This window comes from Alkalihalophilus marmarensis DSM 21297 (genome assembly GCF_000474275.2).
GTDB classification, from domain to species: domain Bacteria; phylum Bacillota; class Bacilli; order Bacillales; family Bacillaceae_D; genus Alkalihalophilus; species Alkalihalophilus marmarensis.
In genome coordinates this window covers 250,231-267,304 of record NZ_ATAE01000005.1, presented here as the reverse complement: position 1 = coordinate 267,304, position 17,074 = coordinate 250,231, and the positions used below count along the sequence as shown (strand labels likewise).

Annotated in this window: 19 protein-coding genes; 10 read left to right on the top strand and 9 right to left on the bottom strand. The window is 38.9% G+C overall.

Annotated elements, in window-relative coordinates:
• Positions 1 to 18: 18 nt before the first annotated feature.
• The 3 genes from A33I_RS02750 to A33I_RS02740 form a co-directional block, all read right to left on the bottom strand.
• Complete coding sequence (locus tag A33I_RS02750) at positions 19 to 768, bottom strand: FixH family protein (protein ID WP_022626928.1); 750 nt, start codon at positions 766 to 768, stop codon at positions 19 to 21.
• 124 nt (positions 769 to 892) lie between these two features.
• Entirely contained in the window at positions 893 to 1,138 is a 246-nt protein-coding gene (locus tag A33I_RS02745) for a hypothetical protein (RefSeq protein ID WP_022626927.1), read from the bottom strand.
• A gap of 80 nt (positions 1,139 to 1,218) precedes the next feature.
• Complete coding sequence (locus tag A33I_RS02740; protein WP_041203287.1) at positions 1,219 to 2,994, bottom strand: BCCT family transporter; 1,776 nt, start codon at positions 2,992 to 2,994, stop codon at positions 1,219 to 1,221.
• Between the two features lie 256 nt (positions 2,995 to 3,250).
• Here A33I_RS02740 and A33I_RS02735 point away from each other — a divergent pair, with 256 nt between their 5' ends.
• The 7 genes from A33I_RS02735 (at position 3,251) to A33I_RS02705 (ending at position 8,447) form a co-directional block, all read left to right on the top strand.
• Complete coding sequence (locus A33I_RS02735) at positions 3,251 to 3,454, top strand: DUF1659 domain-containing protein (protein ID WP_012958247.1); 204 nt, start codon at positions 3,251 to 3,253, stop codon at positions 3,452 to 3,454.
• 54 nt (positions 3,455 to 3,508) lie between these two features.
• Positions 3,509 to 3,733 (top strand): DUF2922 domain-containing protein, encoded by a 225-nt coding sequence (locus A33I_RS02730; RefSeq protein ID WP_022626925.1) that lies wholly within the window; start codon positions 3,509 to 3,511, stop codon positions 3,731 to 3,733.
• 2 nt (positions 3,734 to 3,735) lie between these two features.
• Positions 3,736 to 3,915: a YvrJ family protein gene (locus A33I_RS02725; protein WP_041203286.1), complete on the top strand. Its 180-nt coding sequence runs from the start codon at positions 3,736 to 3,738 to the stop codon at positions 3,913 to 3,915.
• A gap of 265 nt (positions 3,916 to 4,180) precedes the next feature.
• A complete protein-coding gene (locus A33I_RS02720; protein WP_012958244.1) occupies positions 4,181 to 4,660 on the top strand; it encodes a hypothetical protein in 480 nt (159 codons plus the stop codon).
• A gap of 49 nt (positions 4,661 to 4,709) precedes the next feature.
• Positions 4,710 to 6,224, top strand: coding sequence for a spore germination protein (locus A33I_RS02715; RefSeq protein WP_022626924.1), 1,515 nt, complete (start codon positions 4,710 to 4,712; stop codon positions 6,222 to 6,224).
• A gap of 46 nt (positions 6,225 to 6,270) precedes the next feature.
• Positions 6,271 to 7,374 (top strand): GerAB/ArcD/ProY family transporter, encoded by a 1,104-nt coding sequence (locus A33I_RS02710; protein ID WP_022626923.1) that lies wholly within the window; start codon positions 6,271 to 6,273, stop codon positions 7,372 to 7,374.
• Positions 7,371 to 8,447 (top strand): Ger(x)C family spore germination protein, encoded by a 1,077-nt coding sequence (locus A33I_RS02705; protein WP_022626922.1) that lies wholly within the window; start codon positions 7,371 to 7,373, stop codon positions 8,445 to 8,447. The genes A33I_RS02710 and A33I_RS02705 overlap by 4 nt, the downstream gene beginning before the upstream one ends.
• A 24-nt stretch (positions 8,448 to 8,471) precedes the next feature.
• On the opposite strand, the gene A33I_RS02700 is transcribed toward A33I_RS02705, so the two are convergent.
• Positions 8,472 to 8,981 carry a DNA-3-methyladenine glycosylase I gene (locus A33I_RS02700; RefSeq protein ID WP_022626921.1) on the bottom strand — a complete coding sequence of 170 codons (510 nt, stop codon included), beginning with the start codon at positions 8,979 to 8,981 and terminating at the stop codon, positions 8,472 to 8,474.
• Positions 8,982 to 9,068: 87 nt separating this feature from the next.
• Positions 9,069 to 10,364 (bottom strand): NCS2 family permease, encoded by a 1,296-nt coding sequence (locus tag A33I_RS02695; protein WP_022626920.1) that lies wholly within the window; start codon positions 10,362 to 10,364, stop codon positions 9,069 to 9,071.
• Between the two features lie 216 nt (positions 10,365 to 10,580).
• Here A33I_RS02695 and msrA point away from each other — a divergent pair, with 216 nt between their 5' ends.
• Positions 10,581 to 11,129: a peptide-methionine (S)-S-oxide reductase MsrA gene (gene msrA / locus A33I_RS02690; RefSeq protein WP_012958238.1), complete on the top strand. Its 549-nt coding sequence runs from the start codon at positions 10,581 to 10,583 to the stop codon at positions 11,127 to 11,129.
• Positions 11,116 to 11,550 (top strand): peptide-methionine (R)-S-oxide reductase MsrB, encoded by a 435-nt coding sequence (gene msrB / locus A33I_RS02685; RefSeq protein ID WP_022626919.1) that lies wholly within the window; start codon positions 11,116 to 11,118, stop codon positions 11,548 to 11,550. Before msrA ends, msrB begins: the two co-directional genes overlap by 14 nt.
• Positions 11,551 to 11,597: 47 nt before the next feature.
• Here msrB and A33I_RS02680 read toward each other — a convergent pair whose 3' ends face one another.
• From A33I_RS02680 to A33I_RS02665, 4 genes are all read right to left on the bottom strand, one after another.
• Positions 11,598 to 12,632 carry an ABC transporter permease subunit gene (locus A33I_RS02680; RefSeq protein WP_022626918.1) on the bottom strand — a complete coding sequence of 345 codons (1,035 nt, stop codon included), beginning with the start codon at positions 12,630 to 12,632 and terminating at the stop codon, positions 11,598 to 11,600.
• On the bottom strand, positions 12,622 to 13,497 hold the full coding sequence (locus A33I_RS02675; protein WP_022626917.1) for an ABC transporter ATP-binding protein: 876 nt from the start codon (positions 13,495 to 13,497) through the stop codon (positions 12,622 to 12,624). Before A33I_RS02675 ends, A33I_RS02680 begins: the two co-directional genes overlap by 11 nt.
• A complete protein-coding gene (locus A33I_RS02670) occupies positions 13,487 to 13,882 on the bottom strand; it encodes a GntR family transcriptional regulator (protein WP_022626916.1) in 396 nt (131 codons plus the stop codon). The genes A33I_RS02675 and A33I_RS02670 overlap by 11 nt, the downstream gene beginning before the upstream one ends.
• Positions 13,883 to 14,040: 158 nt before the next feature.
• Complete coding sequence (locus A33I_RS02665; protein WP_022626915.1) at positions 14,041 to 15,258, bottom strand: NupC/NupG family nucleoside CNT transporter; 1,218 nt, start codon at positions 15,256 to 15,258, stop codon at positions 14,041 to 14,043.
• Positions 15,259 to 15,657: 399 nt separating this feature from the next.
• Between A33I_RS02665 and fumC the strand changes: the two genes are divergently transcribed.
• Complete coding sequence (gene fumC / locus A33I_RS02660) at positions 15,658 to 17,028, top strand: class II fumarate hydratase (protein ID WP_022626914.1); 1,371 nt, start codon at positions 15,658 to 15,660, stop codon at positions 17,026 to 17,028.
• Positions 17,029 to 17,074: the final 46 nt, after the last annotated feature.

The window sequence follows — 17,074 nt, the reverse complement described above, 5'->3', positions numbered from 1 at the left end:
ATAGGCTGGTTCTTCTTATTAAAATGTAATTGTTTTATTTATGTGTTCATGCAATGAATCATGCTCCCGCTCAATATGAATGACTGCTTCATATTCTCCTGAATACTCGTCATCTGCAGGAAGCTTGTATCTTCCCTCACCTTCTTCACTCGTATCAAGCCAGATATGTTTATCATCCTCGTTTTGCCACATTTCAATTGTAACAATACCGTCTGTCAGCTCTTCTCCATTTACTTCAATAAAAAAGGTCACTCCATCTTCTTCTTTTGTCATTTCAATTTCTATCTCCCCATGATGGTGATGATTTTCGCTGTTATCTGACTGTTCATGTTCATGCGGCTCTTCTCCCTCTTCCGCTGAACTTTCTACACTGCCAATTTGAATCTCTGCTATAGGCATACGGTGAAGACCTCTTGCCGTCACATGGGTTTGGACGTGATAACGTCCCTCCTCTTCAAAAACATGAGTTAGCATATAATTATTTCCGTCTTGATCTGTGGCTTCAATCATTTCACTTGAATCCTTTTGACCTTCCTGCCACACCTCATAAACGACCTCATTTGCATCTTCTACTAAGTCATCACCTTGAGTGACATGACTCTCAAACAGAACTTCTTCATTAATTTCCGCTTGATCCGGCACAACCAATTCAACCTCAATAGGGGTTAATTGATCATCCATACCCATCTCCATTTCATCTGATTCTGCACCTCCACAAGCACTTAAAGCTGTTAGGGCAGCCACAGTAATCATTACTAAACGTTTCATTTATCATTTCACCTCTTTGTTTTCGTTACACATAGTGTAGCATCTATTTGTGATGAAAATATGATGCAGACATCACATATCAATGTTCATTTTGAACAGTTTGTGAACATAAAAAAGAGGATTACTATAATCGTAATCCTGCTTCCTTGTCTACGCATAAGCCTTGCCAATATATTTTCCAAATATTCATCATTCGCTCTTGATTATGTGCTTCCTGGGCTTCATTATCTAGTTTTTGATGTTCTTTATAAAAGAACAAATGAAATACATTGCCGTCAAGAATACAAAAATAGCTCGATATAAGCTGTTCAATTGGCTGCTTTGCTATCATACCTTTTTCAATTGCTTCAGTGAATAATTGTGAAAGCATTTTTACTTGTTTTTTCTCAAATGCCAGCTTCTACTCACCAAATCTCGACTAATTGTATTGAAATAGTAAAACACAATTTTTTATTTCTTCTTATCTTTATCAATATCTAGTTCTTGATAAATATCTTCTTTAATTTCCTCGTAGAAGTCTTCTTTCATCTCTTCATACACTTCTTCTTTCATTTCCTCAATCATTTCCTCTTTTACTTCTTCTTTCATTTCTTCGATCATTTCTTCTTTCACTTCATCACGTAATTCTTCATACACCTCTTCTCTTACATCGTCTAAAAACTCTTCTTTAATTTCTTTCTTCAACTGTATTACGCGCTTTTTACGTGTTTTCTTGCCTTCTAACTTAAAGTCCCTGCCAAGCATCACGAGTACGGAAATAATCATTATAATCATGATCACTGCAAAAGGTAAGGCTGCAATGATTGATGCAGTCTGAAGGGCATCGAGTCCCCCTCCTCCGCTAATTAAGAGAACACTTGCCGTACCAGCGATTAAGAATCCCCATAATAACTTAACTGATAACTTAGGGTTGAGACTCCCGTGAGAAGTCATTGCACCGAGTACATATGAAGCAGAGTCCGCTGAAGTAATGAAGAAAATAAGAATGACAATAACAGCTAATATATTCGTAATCATGCTTAAAGGCAGTTCTCCTAATGTAGCAAATAAGGCAAGCTCTACATTACTCATAACTAAATCGGCAATTGGAGCTTGTCCTGAAATTTCAAGGTTTAAAGCCGTACCACCGAATGTGGTAAACCAGAGAACCGCTAAAAGGGAAGGTACTAATAATACTCCCGCCATAAATTCACGAATTGTTCTACCGCGTGAGATACGCGCTATAAAAAGACCCATAAATGGAGCCCATGCAATATGCCAAGCCCAAAAGAAGATTGTGTTCGTTCCAAGCCATGTACTTTCTGAAAATGGAGTCATTGTTAAACTCATTGAAGCCACATTTGTAATGTAGCCGCCAAGCGTCGTAACAAAATTCTCTAAAATAAATAATGTAGGTCCTACGATAATAACAAAGAGTAATAGTAATCCTGCAACGGCTAAGTTAATATTACTTAATTTCTTAATTCCTTTATCTACCCCTTTACCAGCCGAGATCATAAATAACACGGTCACAACAGCAATAATGGTAATTTGAGTCCAGACGTTATTAGGGATAGCAGAAATATAAGATAACCCGCCTGTAATCTGCAGGGCGCTTAAACCAAACGTTGTTGCTACACCTGTACAAGTAGCAATAACAGCTAAAATATCAATTGAACGACCAGTCCAGCCATTTACACGGTCCCCTAACAGAGGGTAAAAAGCAGAACTAATTAATGCAGGACGATCTTTACGGAATTGTACATACGCTAACGTCAATCCCACAATAGAGAAAATCGCCCACGGATGCAGAGCCCAGTGGTAAACCCCGTAACGAAGACCTGCTGCGGCTGCTTGTTCAGTTTCAGGTGTATATCCCATAGGAGTATCAATATAGTATAATACCGGTTCAGCTACACCCCAGAATACAAATCCTACCCCGATTCCAGCAGCGAATAACATCCCAATCCAAGAGTACCAAGTATATTCCGGCCTTTCATCAGGCTTTCCAAGTCTCATTCTTCCAAAGGGACTTAGAGCAATAGCTATAACAAATAATACAAAAAAAGCAGTTGATAACATGTAAAACCAGCCAAAGTTTTCAATCATCCAGCCGAGTCCGCTGTCTGCAGCAGATTGTAGTGTGCCAGGAGAGAGCACTCCCCACAATACAAAAAGTCCTATCAAAATGGCTGAAATGATTAGGACACTCCCTATTTTTTCAGGCGTTTTTTGTTGTACATTCATGAACGTTTTTCGCATCCCTTCTTATCTTTTTTCACTAAAACAAAGAAAGAAACCCTCCATCTTCCTTTCATGCCAAAAGTATACCTTTTAGTTTACCCATTTTGTGCATAAAACGAAACCTCATTTGAAATGTTCAGAGTAGACACACAACTTCCTTATTAAACGTTTAACCACACCTAGTATGACCACCTTTTTTATTTCACATCACCCCTTTTTAGATTTCATTGCTATATACATCGTGAAAGGAGGTGATAAGATGATGCAGCAAACAAGACTTACTTTACAATTTCATCACGGTGTAGATGTGTTCGGCGAAAATATTTTCAAAGATAAGCGCTTTAACAACATTAAGGGTACCTCTCTAGATATTGACCTAGAAGAGACTGCCTTAGCGCTTGGTACTTTGCAGAAACATTCTTTAATCGGCGTAGTACGAAACAATAGCTATTCATTAGCTTAATTCATCAGCTTAATTCATCAGCATCATTAATTAATAATATTAGGAGATGATAAGATGGCACGAGTCTTGGAATTGTTATTTCTGAATCAAGAAGGCAAGCAAGTTTCTATCACATTAGATGATCCAATTGAACCCGCAGATCTAGAAGCAATCTTACAAGTGATGAACAAAGTGATTGAAAAAAATGTTTACACTTCTTCTGGGGGGGACTTCGTTAGCATTAAAGGTGCACGGATTACCGAAAGAGCAGTTGAAGTGATTGAACTGCCTGCCCATTAATTATGACTTCATTTGAGTTGTGGCTTCCTATATTAAGTGAGTATGGCTTCCCTGTGATGGTCACGTTTTATTTACTCTATCGGCTTGAGAAAAAACTTGACCTGATGATTGAAGTTCTTCATCAATTAAAAGCAGATTCCACAAAAAAGCCTCCTAACTTATTTACGAAACAACATTATTAATACAAAAAGTGAGCTGAGTTAAATTCAGCTCACTTTTTTATGCTCAATCCATCATGGTTTCTAGAAAAGATGGGATAGAAAGACATATTTAAGACAAACTAGCACTAGTACATTTCAAACGAAGTAAGGACGGAGGAATAGACATGAATGCAACGAACCCGCTCCAAGCGTTGACATTTACATCCCATTACAAAAGCAGCTCTCTTCTCCTGCAAATAAGCTCCCTTATCAGTGAATATTCTCATGAAAGCAGCGTCTGCATGACATGAGTAAAGAAAAAAGGGTAGAAGCCATTTTTTGGAGCATAGCTTTTCCCGGGTTTGGACAATTTCTTAACCAAAAATTTTTAAAGGGAGTATTTTTTGTACTGTTAGAATTCACCATTAATGTGCAAGCCAGATTGAACTTAGCCATTATCCCGAGCTTTTATGGTAACGGGACTGCAGCCAACGATACCGTGAATTATCAATGGATCATGTTTTATCCATGTGTTTATTTATTTTCCATGTACGACGCGTACCGTGATGCAGGGGGCGAGCGAGTAAAGTATGCATTTATTCCTTTTGCCATTTCTGCTTATATCGGAACCATTGGTGTGATTTATTCTCGTAGTATTCAATTTTTTGACCATCTTATCGGAGTCATCTGGTCCCCTATTTTATTTCATTTAGCCGGGTATGGACTTGGAATGATCATACGCGCGATCATTCTCCACTTCACTAAACATGAAGCAAACCCAGCATAAAATTATTACTGCAGCCCTATCAGGTTAAAGATAGTAAGGAGGTCGTTTCATGTCGTGGTTTTCCATCAAAAAAAGACTAACACTTCCAACAGAAAATGAAACAAAGCCTATGACTATTCAAGAAGCAATAGAAGATGGTATGACTTCAAGCGACTTCGAACACCGAATCATTGTGACTTCTTATAAAAATTTATGGGTTTCCTTTTATGGAACGTTGATTGATCCTAAAAAGTTACATAATGATGTGATTAAAAAGTTACAGGATCATCAATTTCATACACCAGAAGACCTTCGTACGTTTATTTCTATAGACGATACCAAACTAACTTCTGATGGGAATGTTGTCGCTGATTCACTTATGCGTGGATATGCGTGCATCCAACTAGAAGAACAAGCAGCTCTTTGTATTTTAGTCGCTATTCAAACGGATGATAACCGTGAGATTACGATACCCGAAGTAGAATTTAGTGTAATCGGTCCAAAAGAATCATTCGTAGAAGGTATTGATACAAATATAAATTTAGTACGCAAGCGTATTCCAGTGCCTGATTTAAAAGTAAAAGAATATACAGTCGGCACCCTCTCAAGAACAAGAGTATGCATCATGTATATACAATCCATAGCCAATGAAGAAAATGTAAATACAATGATTGAACGTGTGAGTTCCATTCAATTTGATCAAATTAATGACAGCTCTTATATTAATCAAATGATAGAAGATCAAACGAACAGCCCGTTCCCTCAATTTATCGATACAGAACGGCCTGACCGGGTTGCCGCTCTTTTGGCTGAAGGGAAAGTAATTGTTCTTGCGGATGGTTCGCCACAGGCTATTACCGGTCCGACAACATTAGTTGAATTCTTCTCAGCATTTGAAGATTATTTTTTATCTTGGCATATTGCAACCGCATTTCGTCTGATCAGGTTATTTGCCGTTTGGTTTTCTATTTTTGCTACGCCCCTTTATGTAGCGGTACTAACGTATCACGCTGAGATTATACCGCAAGATCTACTTGCGACCTTAATTGTATCAAGAAGTCAAATTCCTTTCCCGCCTATATTAGAGGCATTATTTTTAGAATTAACGATTGAACTTCTCCGTGAGGCAGGTGCACGGCTTCCTACAAAAGTCGGGCAGACGATTGGTATCGTTGGCGGGATTGTTATTGGGACAGCAGCTGTTGAAGCAGGCTTAACGAGTAATGTTTTATTAATTATAGTAGCGCTTGCCGCTCTTGCTTCATTTACAACACCAGTCTATCGAATGGGTAATACCATCAGACTTATACGCTTCCCTTATATTTTCGCCTCTCAATTATGGGGCTTAGTCGGATTAGCTATTTTATTTAATTTTATGCTTGTTCATCTGCTGACCATCACCTCGCTTGGGCGGCCCTATTTAGCTCCTTTATATCCTACGAGGCTGGCAGATTTTAAGGATGCGTTTTTTAGGATGCCATTTAATTTCCAATCAAAACGCCCTATTCATTTACAAACCAAAAATAACGTTCGCTTTAATAAACGAAAAGCGAAAAAGAAAAAAGATATTGATGAAGGAATTTAATGAAGGAAGGAATTTAATCAGAATTCTAATCAAAGGAGGGATCTAAATGACGATGAACACCGTACCTGCTAAAACACCGAAAGAAGCTTTGATGATCCCTCCATACCTTGTGTTTTATTTAATCCACTCTATGCAAGTCGGTGTAGGGGTCTTAGGTTTCACTCGGTATATTGCAGGCATCGCAGGCTTTCGTGCGTGGATAGCTGTCCTGTTAACTGGAATATTATTTCACATCATAATTTGGATCATGTATAAAATTTTGAATGGAACTGATAAAGATCTCGTTTCCGTTCATAAGAGTGCATTCGGCAAATGGATAGGCGGCTTTTTAACCTTTGTCTTTATTATTTATATTACTTTCTTAGCTATGACCGTATTACGTACGTATATTGAGGTTGTACAAATATGGATTTTCCCAGAACTTCCTACTTGGGCAATCTCTCTCAGCATTATTCTAATTGCCTATTATGCCATTACGAGCGGATTCCGGGTCGTTGCCGGGATTTGTTTTTTAGGCGTCGTCATTCCAATGTTTCTTTATTTCTCTGCTTTAGCACCGCTCGAATTTGCTACCTATCGGAATCTAATGCCATTATTTGATACAAGTATTAATGTACAGATTGAAGCGACGAAGGCGATGACTTTAAGCTTTTTGGGACCTGAACTTTTACTAATCTATTATCCATTTATTCAAGAACCAAAAAAATCACAGAAATTTGCTCATTTTGGCATCATATTTACGACGTTTATTTATCTAACGGTTACGATTGTTACATTTGTTTTTTATAGTGAAAAACAGCTTGCAACTACGATATGGCCGACATTAAGTGCGTGGAAAGTGCTTGAGCTTCCTTTCATTGAACGGTTTGAGTATTTAGGAATTGCTACCTGGATGTTTGTTGTGATGCCTAATATTACCCTAGGATTGTGGGGAGCGAGCCGTGCCCTCAAAAGACAAATAAACATATCTCACCGTAAGTCAATTTTAATAATGAGTGTGATTGCATTACTTATCACTATTTCATTTACTACAAGAGCGCAAATAGATTTTTTAAATACGTATGTGTCTTATACCGGAACGTACATCGTTTATTTATACCTCCCTTTCCTATTGCTTATATTAATGATAAGGAGGAAACTTAGAAAATGAAAAGATTATTACTAACTTTGTGTTTAAGTATCCTGTTTTTGAATGGATGTGTACAAACTATGATTTTAGATGAAGTTCAGCTGATCCATTCAATTGGTTATGATTATTATGATGAAGACCGGGTTGAAGGGACGGTCAGCTTACCCGTCTATAATATGGAGGGTGCAATAGAAAGTGAAATCATTTCAGCTGTAGCAAGTACGAGTCGTGATGCAAGACTCGAATTAAACGCCCAGGCCTCTAGACCTCTTCATAGCGGGAAGATTACTACCATTTTATTTAATGAAGAGCTCGCAGAGAAGACCGGAATCATGCCTATTCTAGATACCTTTTCCCGCGATGCTACGATTGGAATGAGAAACTTCGTTGCTTTAACCGCAGGCTCAACAAAAGAAATTTTAGAAACCACTTATCCCCTTGAAATGGAAGTCGCGTCGTATATTGCTGAGTTAATAGAACAGAATATGGAAAGACAAAATATTCCTCAGGCAAACTTCCATTTGTTTATGAAGTATTATTATGAAGATGGCAGAGATCCGTTTATGCCTTATATTAAACAGTCAGAGGAACACCTGCAAGTAGACGGCGTTGCCTTATTTAAAGGAGATCGTTATGTCGATAAGCTTAATTTAACAGACTCCTTTGTAATGAAAATATTACTCGAGCCTTTTGCAAATGGCACCTATGAAATTGAGCTAAGTGAAAAAAATGAATTTGCTGTCTTAAGAAATATCCATTCGCGAACTAAATTCACAATAGAAAAAGGCACAAATACGCCCGCTATTGACATCCTCATAAAATTTAAAGGGAAGGTAAATGAATATTCGGGTGAACAAATTGACGATGAAAAACTAAAAGAAATCACTGTAAAAGTGACAGAAAAGCTTGAATCAGATGCCAGCCGGCTTATCTCTTTATTTCAAGAAAATAATATAGATCCGATCGGAATGGGGAGTCGAGTGAAGGGAAAAACCTATCACTTTAACTTAGAGGAATGGGAAAGTTATTATCCTAACGCCAACATTAATGTGAAAGCTGAAGTCGTTATTACAGAAACAGGAGTGAGAGAATAATATAAGGGAGCATGGTTTATTAACTTAATCCATGCTCCCTTTTTGATGCAGAAAACAGTCTGTGTCATGAACGGGCTTAAAATATCCTATTGCCATAAAAAAACTTTCTACTGTCGTGGGACCGACATGCTTGAATAGCTTGCTTAATGCCTTACAAGCTGCTTCCTTTTCTTTCGGCAGCTTCTGAATCCACTCATAGAAACTATTTTCTTTTTTTAAAAGGTTACATAGAATCTCTGCATTTACAATTGTCGCTTCTATCTTCCTTCTATGCCTAATGATCGTTGCATCATTAAGCAGCCTGTCCACATCAACAGGGGTCATTGAAGCCACCTTTTCGATGTTAAACCCATGAAATTGGATTCGGAACCGCTCACGCTTATGTAATACCGTTCTCCAGCTGAGGCCTGCTTGAAAGACTTCAAGGCTCAGAGCTTCAAACAATGATTCGTCCTCTCTTATTATGCGTCCCCATTCATGGTCATGGTAATCGATCATCAACGGATCATCCTTTGCCCATTTACACCTATTCATTCATCTTCCCCCTGCTTTTTATTACAACAAGTTTAATTTACTCATATCAAAAAAGCCAGTTCCGGATTAAGGAACCAGCTTCTTCTATTATCCCCCGACTGAATGAAGGATCATGTGAACTAAAAACAAACTCGCAATGAAGTATAACGGTACAGGGACTTCTTTTGCTTTTCCGATAGCCATTTTTAAGATCGGATAGGCAATGAATCCAAATGCCATGCCTTCAGCGATGCTATATGTTAAAGGAATCAGCGCCAGCACTAAAAAGGCTGGAAACCCTTCTGAGAAATCATGAAACGGAATCGACTTAATGTTTTGTACCATCAATCCGCCAACGACAAGTAAGATAGGGGCAATCGCACTATCAGGCACCGCCGTTATAAGAGGAATCATAAATAACGTAACCCCAAATAACAATCCTGTCACAATAGCGGTCAAGCCAGTTCTCCCTCCTGCTGAAATCCCCGCTGCAGTCTCGACTGTAGAAACTGTTGGACTTGTACCAAAAATACCAGAGGATAATGCAGAGACTGCGTTCGCTCTTAATGCTTTATTCCCTTTCTCCGGATGCCCTGTCATTTGCAAGTGACCATGAATCAGCCCGAGATTTTCAAATACTAATACCATAGTCATTGAAAACACAGCTATCCAAAAGGCAAGAGTAGCAATACCGCCAAAGGATAATTCTCCGAATAAAGATCCATAACTAGCTAGAGAGAAACCTTCTGATGTACCTTGGCTCGGCTTTACACCGATAAAGACAGCTAGAATCGTTCCTGCCACCATCGTAATCAAGAAATTCCCAGGCACATTGCGAATGAATAAGACGACTGCTATAAGCAATGTGAGAATTGTTGCAAACGGCAGCGGGTCGCCTAAGTGTGCTACCTGGATAAAGGTCTCTTCATTTGCTTGGATCAATCCGCCTTTCTGCAGTCCGATAAAGGTTAGAAATAACCCTATACCGACTGTAATCGCATCTTTTAATGATTGAGGAATTGCAGCACTTAAAATAGGTGCAAGCTTTGTAAAAGCGATCGCAATAAAAATCAATCCTGACACAAATACAGCTGCAAGTGCTTCTTGCCAAGTCAGTCCCAATGCATGGACAAACGTGTAGGTAAATAAGGCATTAACGCCCATCCCTGGCACCAAGATGATCGGTGCATTACTCCAAAAGCCCATTAAGATACAGCCTACTAGTGATGTGACAATGGTAGCCACAATGGCAGCCTCTAATGGAATTCCTGCGTCAGCCAAAATGACGCCGTTGACAGCAACGATATAAACAATCGTCAAAAAGGAAACAAGTCCTGCTGTCACCTCTCGCTTGATGGTCGTATCGTGACCATCTAAATCAAACCGTTCAAATACCCCTTTCATGTGTATCATTCAACTCTTTTCGTTGAATCCCTCTCCCACCCAGCGTCAGTCTTAAAAAACTGCGCCAAGATTCTATCATAGCACGAACTTTCTTGAAGGAGAAGTAGAATATTCGTTTTTCTAAACCTTACTAATTCATTATATAAGCGTATCTTAAGTCATGTAAGTGCCTATCATGATATACTAAGCACTATACTATGTAAGGAGTGTTGCATTATGGCAGAAGCTTTTAGAAAAGCAACATTTGCGGGAGGCTGCTTTTGGTGTATGGTAAAGCCTTTTGACTCCTATGACGGCATTGAATCTGTCATATCAGGATATACGGGCGGACATACCGAAAATCCAACCTACAAAGAAGTTTGTTCTGAGACGACTGGTCATTATGAAGCGGTTCAGATCACATACAACCCTGAGATCTTCTCTTATAAACAGTTAGTGGAGATTTTTTGGCAGCAAATAGACCCAACGGATGCAGGCGGTCAATTTCATGACCGCGGAGATTCTTACAGGCCCGCTATTTTTTATCATGATGAGAGCCAAAAAGAAACAGCGGAAGAATCTAAAGCTGAACTGCAAGCAAGCGGCCGGTTTACAAAACCGATTACAGTCGATATTCTTCCCGCACAAACCTTTTATCCTGCAGAAGAATACCATCAGGACTATTATAAGAAAAATCCATTTCATTATATGATGTATCATAAAGGCTCAGGACGAGCAGCATTTATCAAAAACAACTGGGGGGATAACCAAGATGAGTCGAAATAAAGAAGAATTAAAAGAAAGATTAACGCCAATGCAGTATGAAGTGACTCAAAATAACGGGACAGAGCCTCCGTTTCGTAACGAGTATTATAATGTAGAAGATGATGGAATCTATGTGGATATCGTGTCTGGTAAACCTTTATTCAGCTCTTTAGATAAATATGATGCGGGCTGCGGCTGGCCTAGTTTTACTAAACCGATCGTAGATGAAGAAATCATTGAAAAAGAAGACCGTTCGCATTTTATGATTCGTACAGAAGTCCGCAGCAAAGACTCCGATTCTCATTTAGGCCATGTGTTTAATGACGGTCCTGGTCCAAATGGTCTGCGTTATTGTATCAACTCAGCTTCCCTTCGCTTCATCCCAAAAGAAGATCTTGAAAAAGAAGGATACGGTGCGTATTTAAAATTATTTCAGGCATAAATGAAACAAGCTGCCCTCATTCTATGGGCAGCTTGTTTTTGTTCTCTTTATTTCCCTTTAATCGTAATATTCATGGAAAATAGACGCTTCGTTAATAAAATGCTCAAGTACGTAAAGATAGCAGCACCAACCCAGTAGAAAACAAGCTCTAAGATACTTCCATTTTTTAAGCTCCATGGAACAAGACCCGAACCGACCATTCCGCCAAGTAAAGCAAAACAAACAATGATCCCTGCTCGGAAAATAGGTTCAAGTTGTTTAAAGATAAGAAACTCTCCATTAAATTCACTATGATTTTGCTCATATAGCCATTGACCTGCACCAACAAACAGGAGTGTAGCTGCAAGCGGAATCCATAGATTCATAAATTCCCCATCCCCCATGGCAGATGTCGGGTTATAAACCGTATAGATCGGCCAGATAAAGCGGGAAGCCTCTTCTGAAATTCTGCCAAAAAAGTAACCATTATTAAAGTTCACTTCAAAAAAGTAACCTACTAATACCAAAATACCTACAGGAAAAATAGTGAAAATAAAGGTTAAGGCAATTTGTGAAATCATCTCACCTGTAATGGTTCCAATAAACAGCGTAAAGCTGTAGGTTGCAATAAAACCTAATAATGGGAGCATGAACGCCTCAAGAAAGTTTACCCCATCTAAATGGAATCCAAATTCTGATGATACGATCATAAAGTAAGCTGAAAGAAAGGTAATTGGATAGAGAACGAGAACGGGTACTACACCCATCAACCATTTCACTAAAAACATCGTACGCCTCCTGTAAGGCAAGGCAAAAGCAAAGTCCTGACGTCTTGTGCTTCTTTCTGAACCGATCAACTGTACGGCGAGAGTTACGAGAAGGACGATAATAACGAGTGAAAATACACTCATTCCAAGTGCACTGTGCACCGACCATTCTAAATAATTCATTGCTTCTGCAGGGGCTGAACGAACTTCTTCCCTCCAGTTTTCTATGCTCACCATTGCTCTGATCGGAAAATGGAAAAGAAATAATAGTGTGATGAGAAATAAAATGGCTCTTGACTGTTTCCATTCTTTTCGCAGTAATCCTTTAACCGACAAACTGCTCACCTCCAAGTTTAGCGACAAATAAATCTTCTAATGTCATCGGCAGCTCTTCCATATATAGTGGGTGAGCTTCTTTTATTTTTTCAATTCCATTATTCTCCATGTCTTCAAAGACAAGAATATACACTTTTCCTGTTTCATTAATAACAGTGCCCAGCTTTGAAATTGATTCAGGCATACCATGAGGAAAAACAGCTTGCACTTTTTTGTATGATTCTTTAATCGAATCAAGAGAATAGGTGCGCGACACTTCGCCTTCTTTTAACATAATAATGCTGTCGGCTAAGTACTCCAATTCATCTAGACGATGAGAAGAAATGACAACGGCTACTTCAAAATCTGCTACAGCTTCTACTATAAATTGCAGAATTCGTTTTTTCACAATGACATCAAGTCCATCAGTTGGTTCATCTAGTAAAATATAGGTCGCTTTCGTCGAAAAAGCTAAAATAAGTGCAAACAAGGCTTTCATACCTTTGGAGAAGGACCCCACCTTTCCGCTCTTAGGGAGAGTAAAACGGTCTAATAAGGAATTAAATAGTTCTTCATCAAACTTCGGATAGATTTCTTTATAGAGCAGACATATTTCTTTGATTGAATAAGATTTGAGCGCCTCCGGGGAATCTGGAACAAATACGATATCCTGCTTTACTTCAGGATGAGCATAAATGCTTTTTTCTCCAACTAAAATATCACCGGCTTCGGGCTTAAGAATACCTACCATTAACTGCAGCAGAGTTGTTTTCCCCGCCCCGTTCCGCCCAATCAAACCAGTCACTTTTCCTGGTTCAATATCAAACGTAATTTCATTTAATATCGATCGTTGCTTAATGGTTTTCCCCACTTGTTTAATCTGCATCACGTGATCCTCCCAATGCTTCAAATTCTTTTTCAATCCATTTGATCATTTCTGTCTTTCCTACGTTTGCATAATTAGCTTCTATAACAAGCTGACGAAGTTGTTCTTGGATCTTCTGACGTTCTTTCGGATCAACTTCTCTCAACGACTGCTCGGCTACAAAGGTTCCCTTGCCTCTTATGGTGACAATCACACCCTGTCGCTCTAGTTCTTTGTATGCCTTACTTACAGTGTTTGGATTCATTACTATTTGCGCAGCTAAATCTCGAACAGACGGCAGCTGCTCCTCCTCTTCTAAAATTCCTTTTGCTACTAGCTCTTTAATTTGTTGAACGATTTGCTCATAGAGCGGCTTTTGACTTTTAGGATTAATCGTTATAAGCATGTATTCACCACCTCGGTGTCTATAGTGTACTAATTAAAGTAGTACACCTAATACAGTTAGTATATGTATATGTTTGGAAATTGTCAATATCACTTTTTTAGATAACAAAAAAATCTGCATATGCGCCATGAGGCACATATGCAGATTCACGTTATTTATTAAATTAACATACCCGCGATTGCTGCACTTAATAATGATGCAAGCATACCAGCAGCTACTGCACGAAGACCTAAGCGTGCAATATCTCCGCGACGTTCAGGAGCAAGCTTACCAAGACCACCAAGTAAAATACCAAGTGAAGAAAGGTTAGCAAAACCACAAAGTGCGAAACTAATAACAATAACTGCTTTTTCACTTAAATTTTCAATTTCCGGTGCAAAAGATAAATAAGCTACGAATTCGTTAACTACTAGCTTTTGACCGATGAAGCTTCCTGCGATTACTGCCTCATCCCAAGGTACACCAATAAGGAAAGCAAGCGGTGCAAATACATATCCTAAGATCAGTTCAAGCGTTAAATTCTCAAGTCCTGCAAAACCGCCTAGGAATGAAAGGAGCCCATTAATTAAGGCAATTAACGCAACAAAGGCAATTAACATCGCTGCAATATTCAGCGCAAGAGTTAAACCAGTACTAGCCCCTTTAGCAGCTGCATCGATAATGTTTACTGTATCCTCATCTTTAGCAAGCTTAAAGTCATCCACTTCATTTGTTGTACGCTCTGTTTCAGGTACAATCATTTTTGCCATAATCAGACCAGCTGGAGCTGCCATGAAACTAGCTGCAAGCAGGTATTCAAGCGGAACTCCAAGCAGCGCATAACCAATCAATACTGAACCCGCTACAGATGCAAGTCCCCCTGTCATAACAGCAAAAAGTTCTGATTGTGACATTTTGTTTAAGTAAGGTTTTACAATTAAAGGTGCTTCTGTTTGTCCTACGAAAATGTTTGCAGCTGCAGACATTGACTCAGTCTTCGACGTACCAAGTAATTTTGCAAGTCCTCCACCAATAAATTTGATGATTAACTGCATAACACCAAGGTAGTATAAAACAGAAATGAGAGCTGAGAAGAAGATAACAACAGATAATACGTTAATAGCAAATACAAATTCTACTCCAGTCCCATCAAAGAAACCACCAAATACAAAATCAATTCCTTCATTTGCAGCACTAATGATCCATTGAACCCCTTCAGTTAGCTTTTGTAATGCTTGCTGCCCAATTGTTGTCTTTAAGACCAATAAAGCAAAACCAATTTGGATAGCTAATCCTCCTAGAATTGTTCTAGGGCGAATAGCTTTTCGGTTAGCTGAGAGCAGATATGCAACTGCAAAAACCGTAATGATCCCAACAATTCCCCATAAAAAATTCATGATACCGCACCTCTTTTTCATTTATTAGCGAGTCACTTGCTCAAATCGCCAGATCACCTGCATTACTCGTTTAAGAAAACGCCTTCACAAGAAACCAATGAATCAACGTCTTTAGGATGCTTCATGAACACTACCTATATGTACCCATCGTTCATAAAGTCAAACTGAAAACGCTTACTTACTGTTCAAAAAAATGAATGGCTCTTGAAAGCGGTGTCGATCTTTGTAAATGCTTGTCTAGATGTCAGACGTCCGAACTTCTCCCTTACTATATCAATTACGACCCAACTTGTAAATAGGAATCACTGGTAAAATTGAATCAATAATTTTCACATTTTAGGGTATGTATGAAGTAGGGTTACTTTTGAACACCTTAGTAATGAGAAGGGAGTTTTCTAGATGAGTAAACGGATTGAAAGAGATACTTTAGGTGAAATGTATGTGGAAGATGACAAACTTTGGGGTGCACAAACGCAGCGAAGCTTAGAAAATTTCCCAATTGGAAAAGAAAAAATTCCAAATGAGGTTATAACAGCATTTCTCCACCTCAAAAAAGCGTGTGCAATTGCAAATAAAGAATTGGGAGCAATAGAAGAAGAAAAAGCAGCAGCCATTATTGATTCCATTCAGCGGCTTCTAGAACAAGATGCAAGAAAGCACTTCCCTCTTGTTGTATGGCAGACAGGAAGCGGCACTCAATCAAATATGAATGTTAATGAAGTAGTCGCTAGATTAGCTAACGAATCAAAAGAAGGCTTCATTCACCCTAATGATGACGTGAACCGTTCACAAAGTTCAAATGATACCTTTCCAACCGCCATGCATGTGGCTACAGTCTTTGCAGTTGAAAAAACTCTTTATAAAGAAATTGATCGAATGATCGCGACATGCAAAGAGAAAGAACAAGCGTTTCAAGATGTGGTGAAGATCGGCCGTACTCACTTGCAAGATGCTACTCCTTTAACAGTAGCACAAGAAATCAGCGGCTTTAGACATATGCTTGAGACAAATAAAAAAATGATCGAAGAAAGCCTTGAACATGTGAAAATTTTAACGATCGGCGGAACTGCTGTCGGAACAGGTCTAAATGCTCCTAAGGATTTTGGCGAAGCGGTGAGTAAGCAGCTATCTACTCAATTGGGTACAACATTCACCTCTTCTACGAATTATTTTCATGGGCTTACCAGTCATGATGCTTTAGTAGGCCTGCATGGAAACTTAAAAGGACTTGCAGCAAATTTATTTAAAATCGCGAATGATATCCGTCTCTTAGCCTCTGGTCCGAGATCAGGAATTGGCGAATATCAACTGCCTATTAATGAACCCGGCAGTTCCATTATGCCTGGAAAGGTAAACCCTACTCAAGCAGAGGCACTGACGATGGTATGCGCTCAGGTGTTTGGAAATGATGTAACCGTCGGCTTTTCTGCTAGTCAGGGACACTTTCAATTAAATGTATTTAAACCTGTCATCATATACAATGTGCTTCAATCAATCGAACTGCTTCGTGATGGCATGGCCAGCTTCCATGACCGCTGTTTAGCGGGCTTAGAAATTAACGAGGATAAAATGAAAGATCACTTAAATAATTCGTTAATGCTTGTGACTGCTCTTAATCCGCACATTGGTTATGAAAAAGCAGCAAAGATTGCAAAACTCGCCTTTGACGAAAATTTAACATTACGTGAAGCAGCGGAGAAGACGGGTTATATAACACCAGAAGAATTTGATACATTCGTTCGCCCTGAAAATATGGTTAATGAGAAGTAAAGCATAAGAGCTGAAACGGTATGACCGTTTCAGCTCTTTATTTGGT

Excerpts from the sequence above, each read along its gene's own strand:
- A33I_RS02725 (WP_041203286.1), top strand. The coding sequence starts at position 3,736 with ATGACTTCATTTGAGTTGTGGCTTCCTATATTAAGTGAGTATGGCTTC.
- A33I_RS02730 (WP_022626925.1), top strand. The coding sequence starts at position 3,509 with ATGGCACGAGTCTTGGAATTGTTATTTCTGAATCAAGAAGGCAAGCAA.
- A33I_RS02745 (WP_022626927.1), bottom strand. The coding sequence starts at position 1,138 with ATGCTTTCACAATTATTCACTGAAGCAATTGAAAAAGGTATGATAGCA.
- A33I_RS02740 (WP_041203287.1), bottom strand. The coding sequence starts at position 2,994 with ATGAATGTACAACAAAAAACGCCTGAAAAAATAGGGAGTGTCCTAATC.
- A33I_RS02695 (WP_022626920.1), bottom strand. The coding sequence starts at position 10,364 with ATGAAAGGGGTATTTGAACGGTTTGATTTAGATGGTCACGATACGACC.
- A33I_RS02675 (WP_022626917.1), bottom strand. The coding sequence starts at position 13,497 with ATGCAGATTAAACAAGTGGGGAAAACCATTAAGCAACGATCGATATTA.
- A33I_RS02665 (WP_022626915.1), bottom strand. The coding sequence starts at position 15,258 with ATGAATTTTTTATGGGGAATTGTTGGGATCATTACGGTTTTTGCAGTT.
- A33I_RS02750 (WP_022626928.1), bottom strand. The coding sequence starts at position 768 with ATGAAACGTTTAGTAATGATTACTGTGGCTGCCCTAACAGCTTTAAGT.
- A33I_RS02720 (WP_012958244.1), top strand. The coding sequence starts at position 4,181 with ATGAGTAAAGAAAAAAGGGTAGAAGCCATTTTTTGGAGCATAGCTTTT.
- A33I_RS02715 (WP_022626924.1), top strand. The coding sequence starts at position 4,710 with ATGTCGTGGTTTTCCATCAAAAAAAGACTAACACTTCCAACAGAAAAT.
- msrA (WP_012958238.1), top strand. The coding sequence starts at position 10,581 with ATGGCAGAAGCTTTTAGAAAAGCAACATTTGCGGGAGGCTGCTTTTGG.
- A33I_RS02705 (WP_022626922.1), top strand. The coding sequence starts at position 7,371 with ATGAAAAGATTATTACTAACTTTGTGTTTAAGTATCCTGTTTTTGAAT.
- A33I_RS02735 (WP_012958247.1), top strand. The coding sequence starts at position 3,251 with ATGATGCAGCAAACAAGACTTACTTTACAATTTCATCACGGTGTAGAT.
- A33I_RS02700 (WP_022626921.1), bottom strand. The coding sequence starts at position 8,981 with ATGAATAGGTGTAAATGGGCAAAGGATGATCCGTTGATGATCGATTAC.
- fumC (WP_022626914.1), top strand. The coding sequence starts at position 15,658 with ATGAGTAAACGGATTGAAAGAGATACTTTAGGTGAAATGTATGTGGAA.
- msrB (WP_022626919.1), top strand. The coding sequence starts at position 11,116 with ATGAGTCGAAATAAAGAAGAATTAAAAGAAAGATTAACGCCAATGCAG.
- A33I_RS02670 (WP_022626916.1), bottom strand. The coding sequence starts at position 13,882 with ATGCTTATAACGATTAATCCTAAAAGTCAAAAGCCGCTCTATGAGCAA.
- A33I_RS02710 (WP_022626923.1), top strand. The coding sequence starts at position 6,271 with ATGACGATGAACACCGTACCTGCTAAAACACCGAAAGAAGCTTTGATG.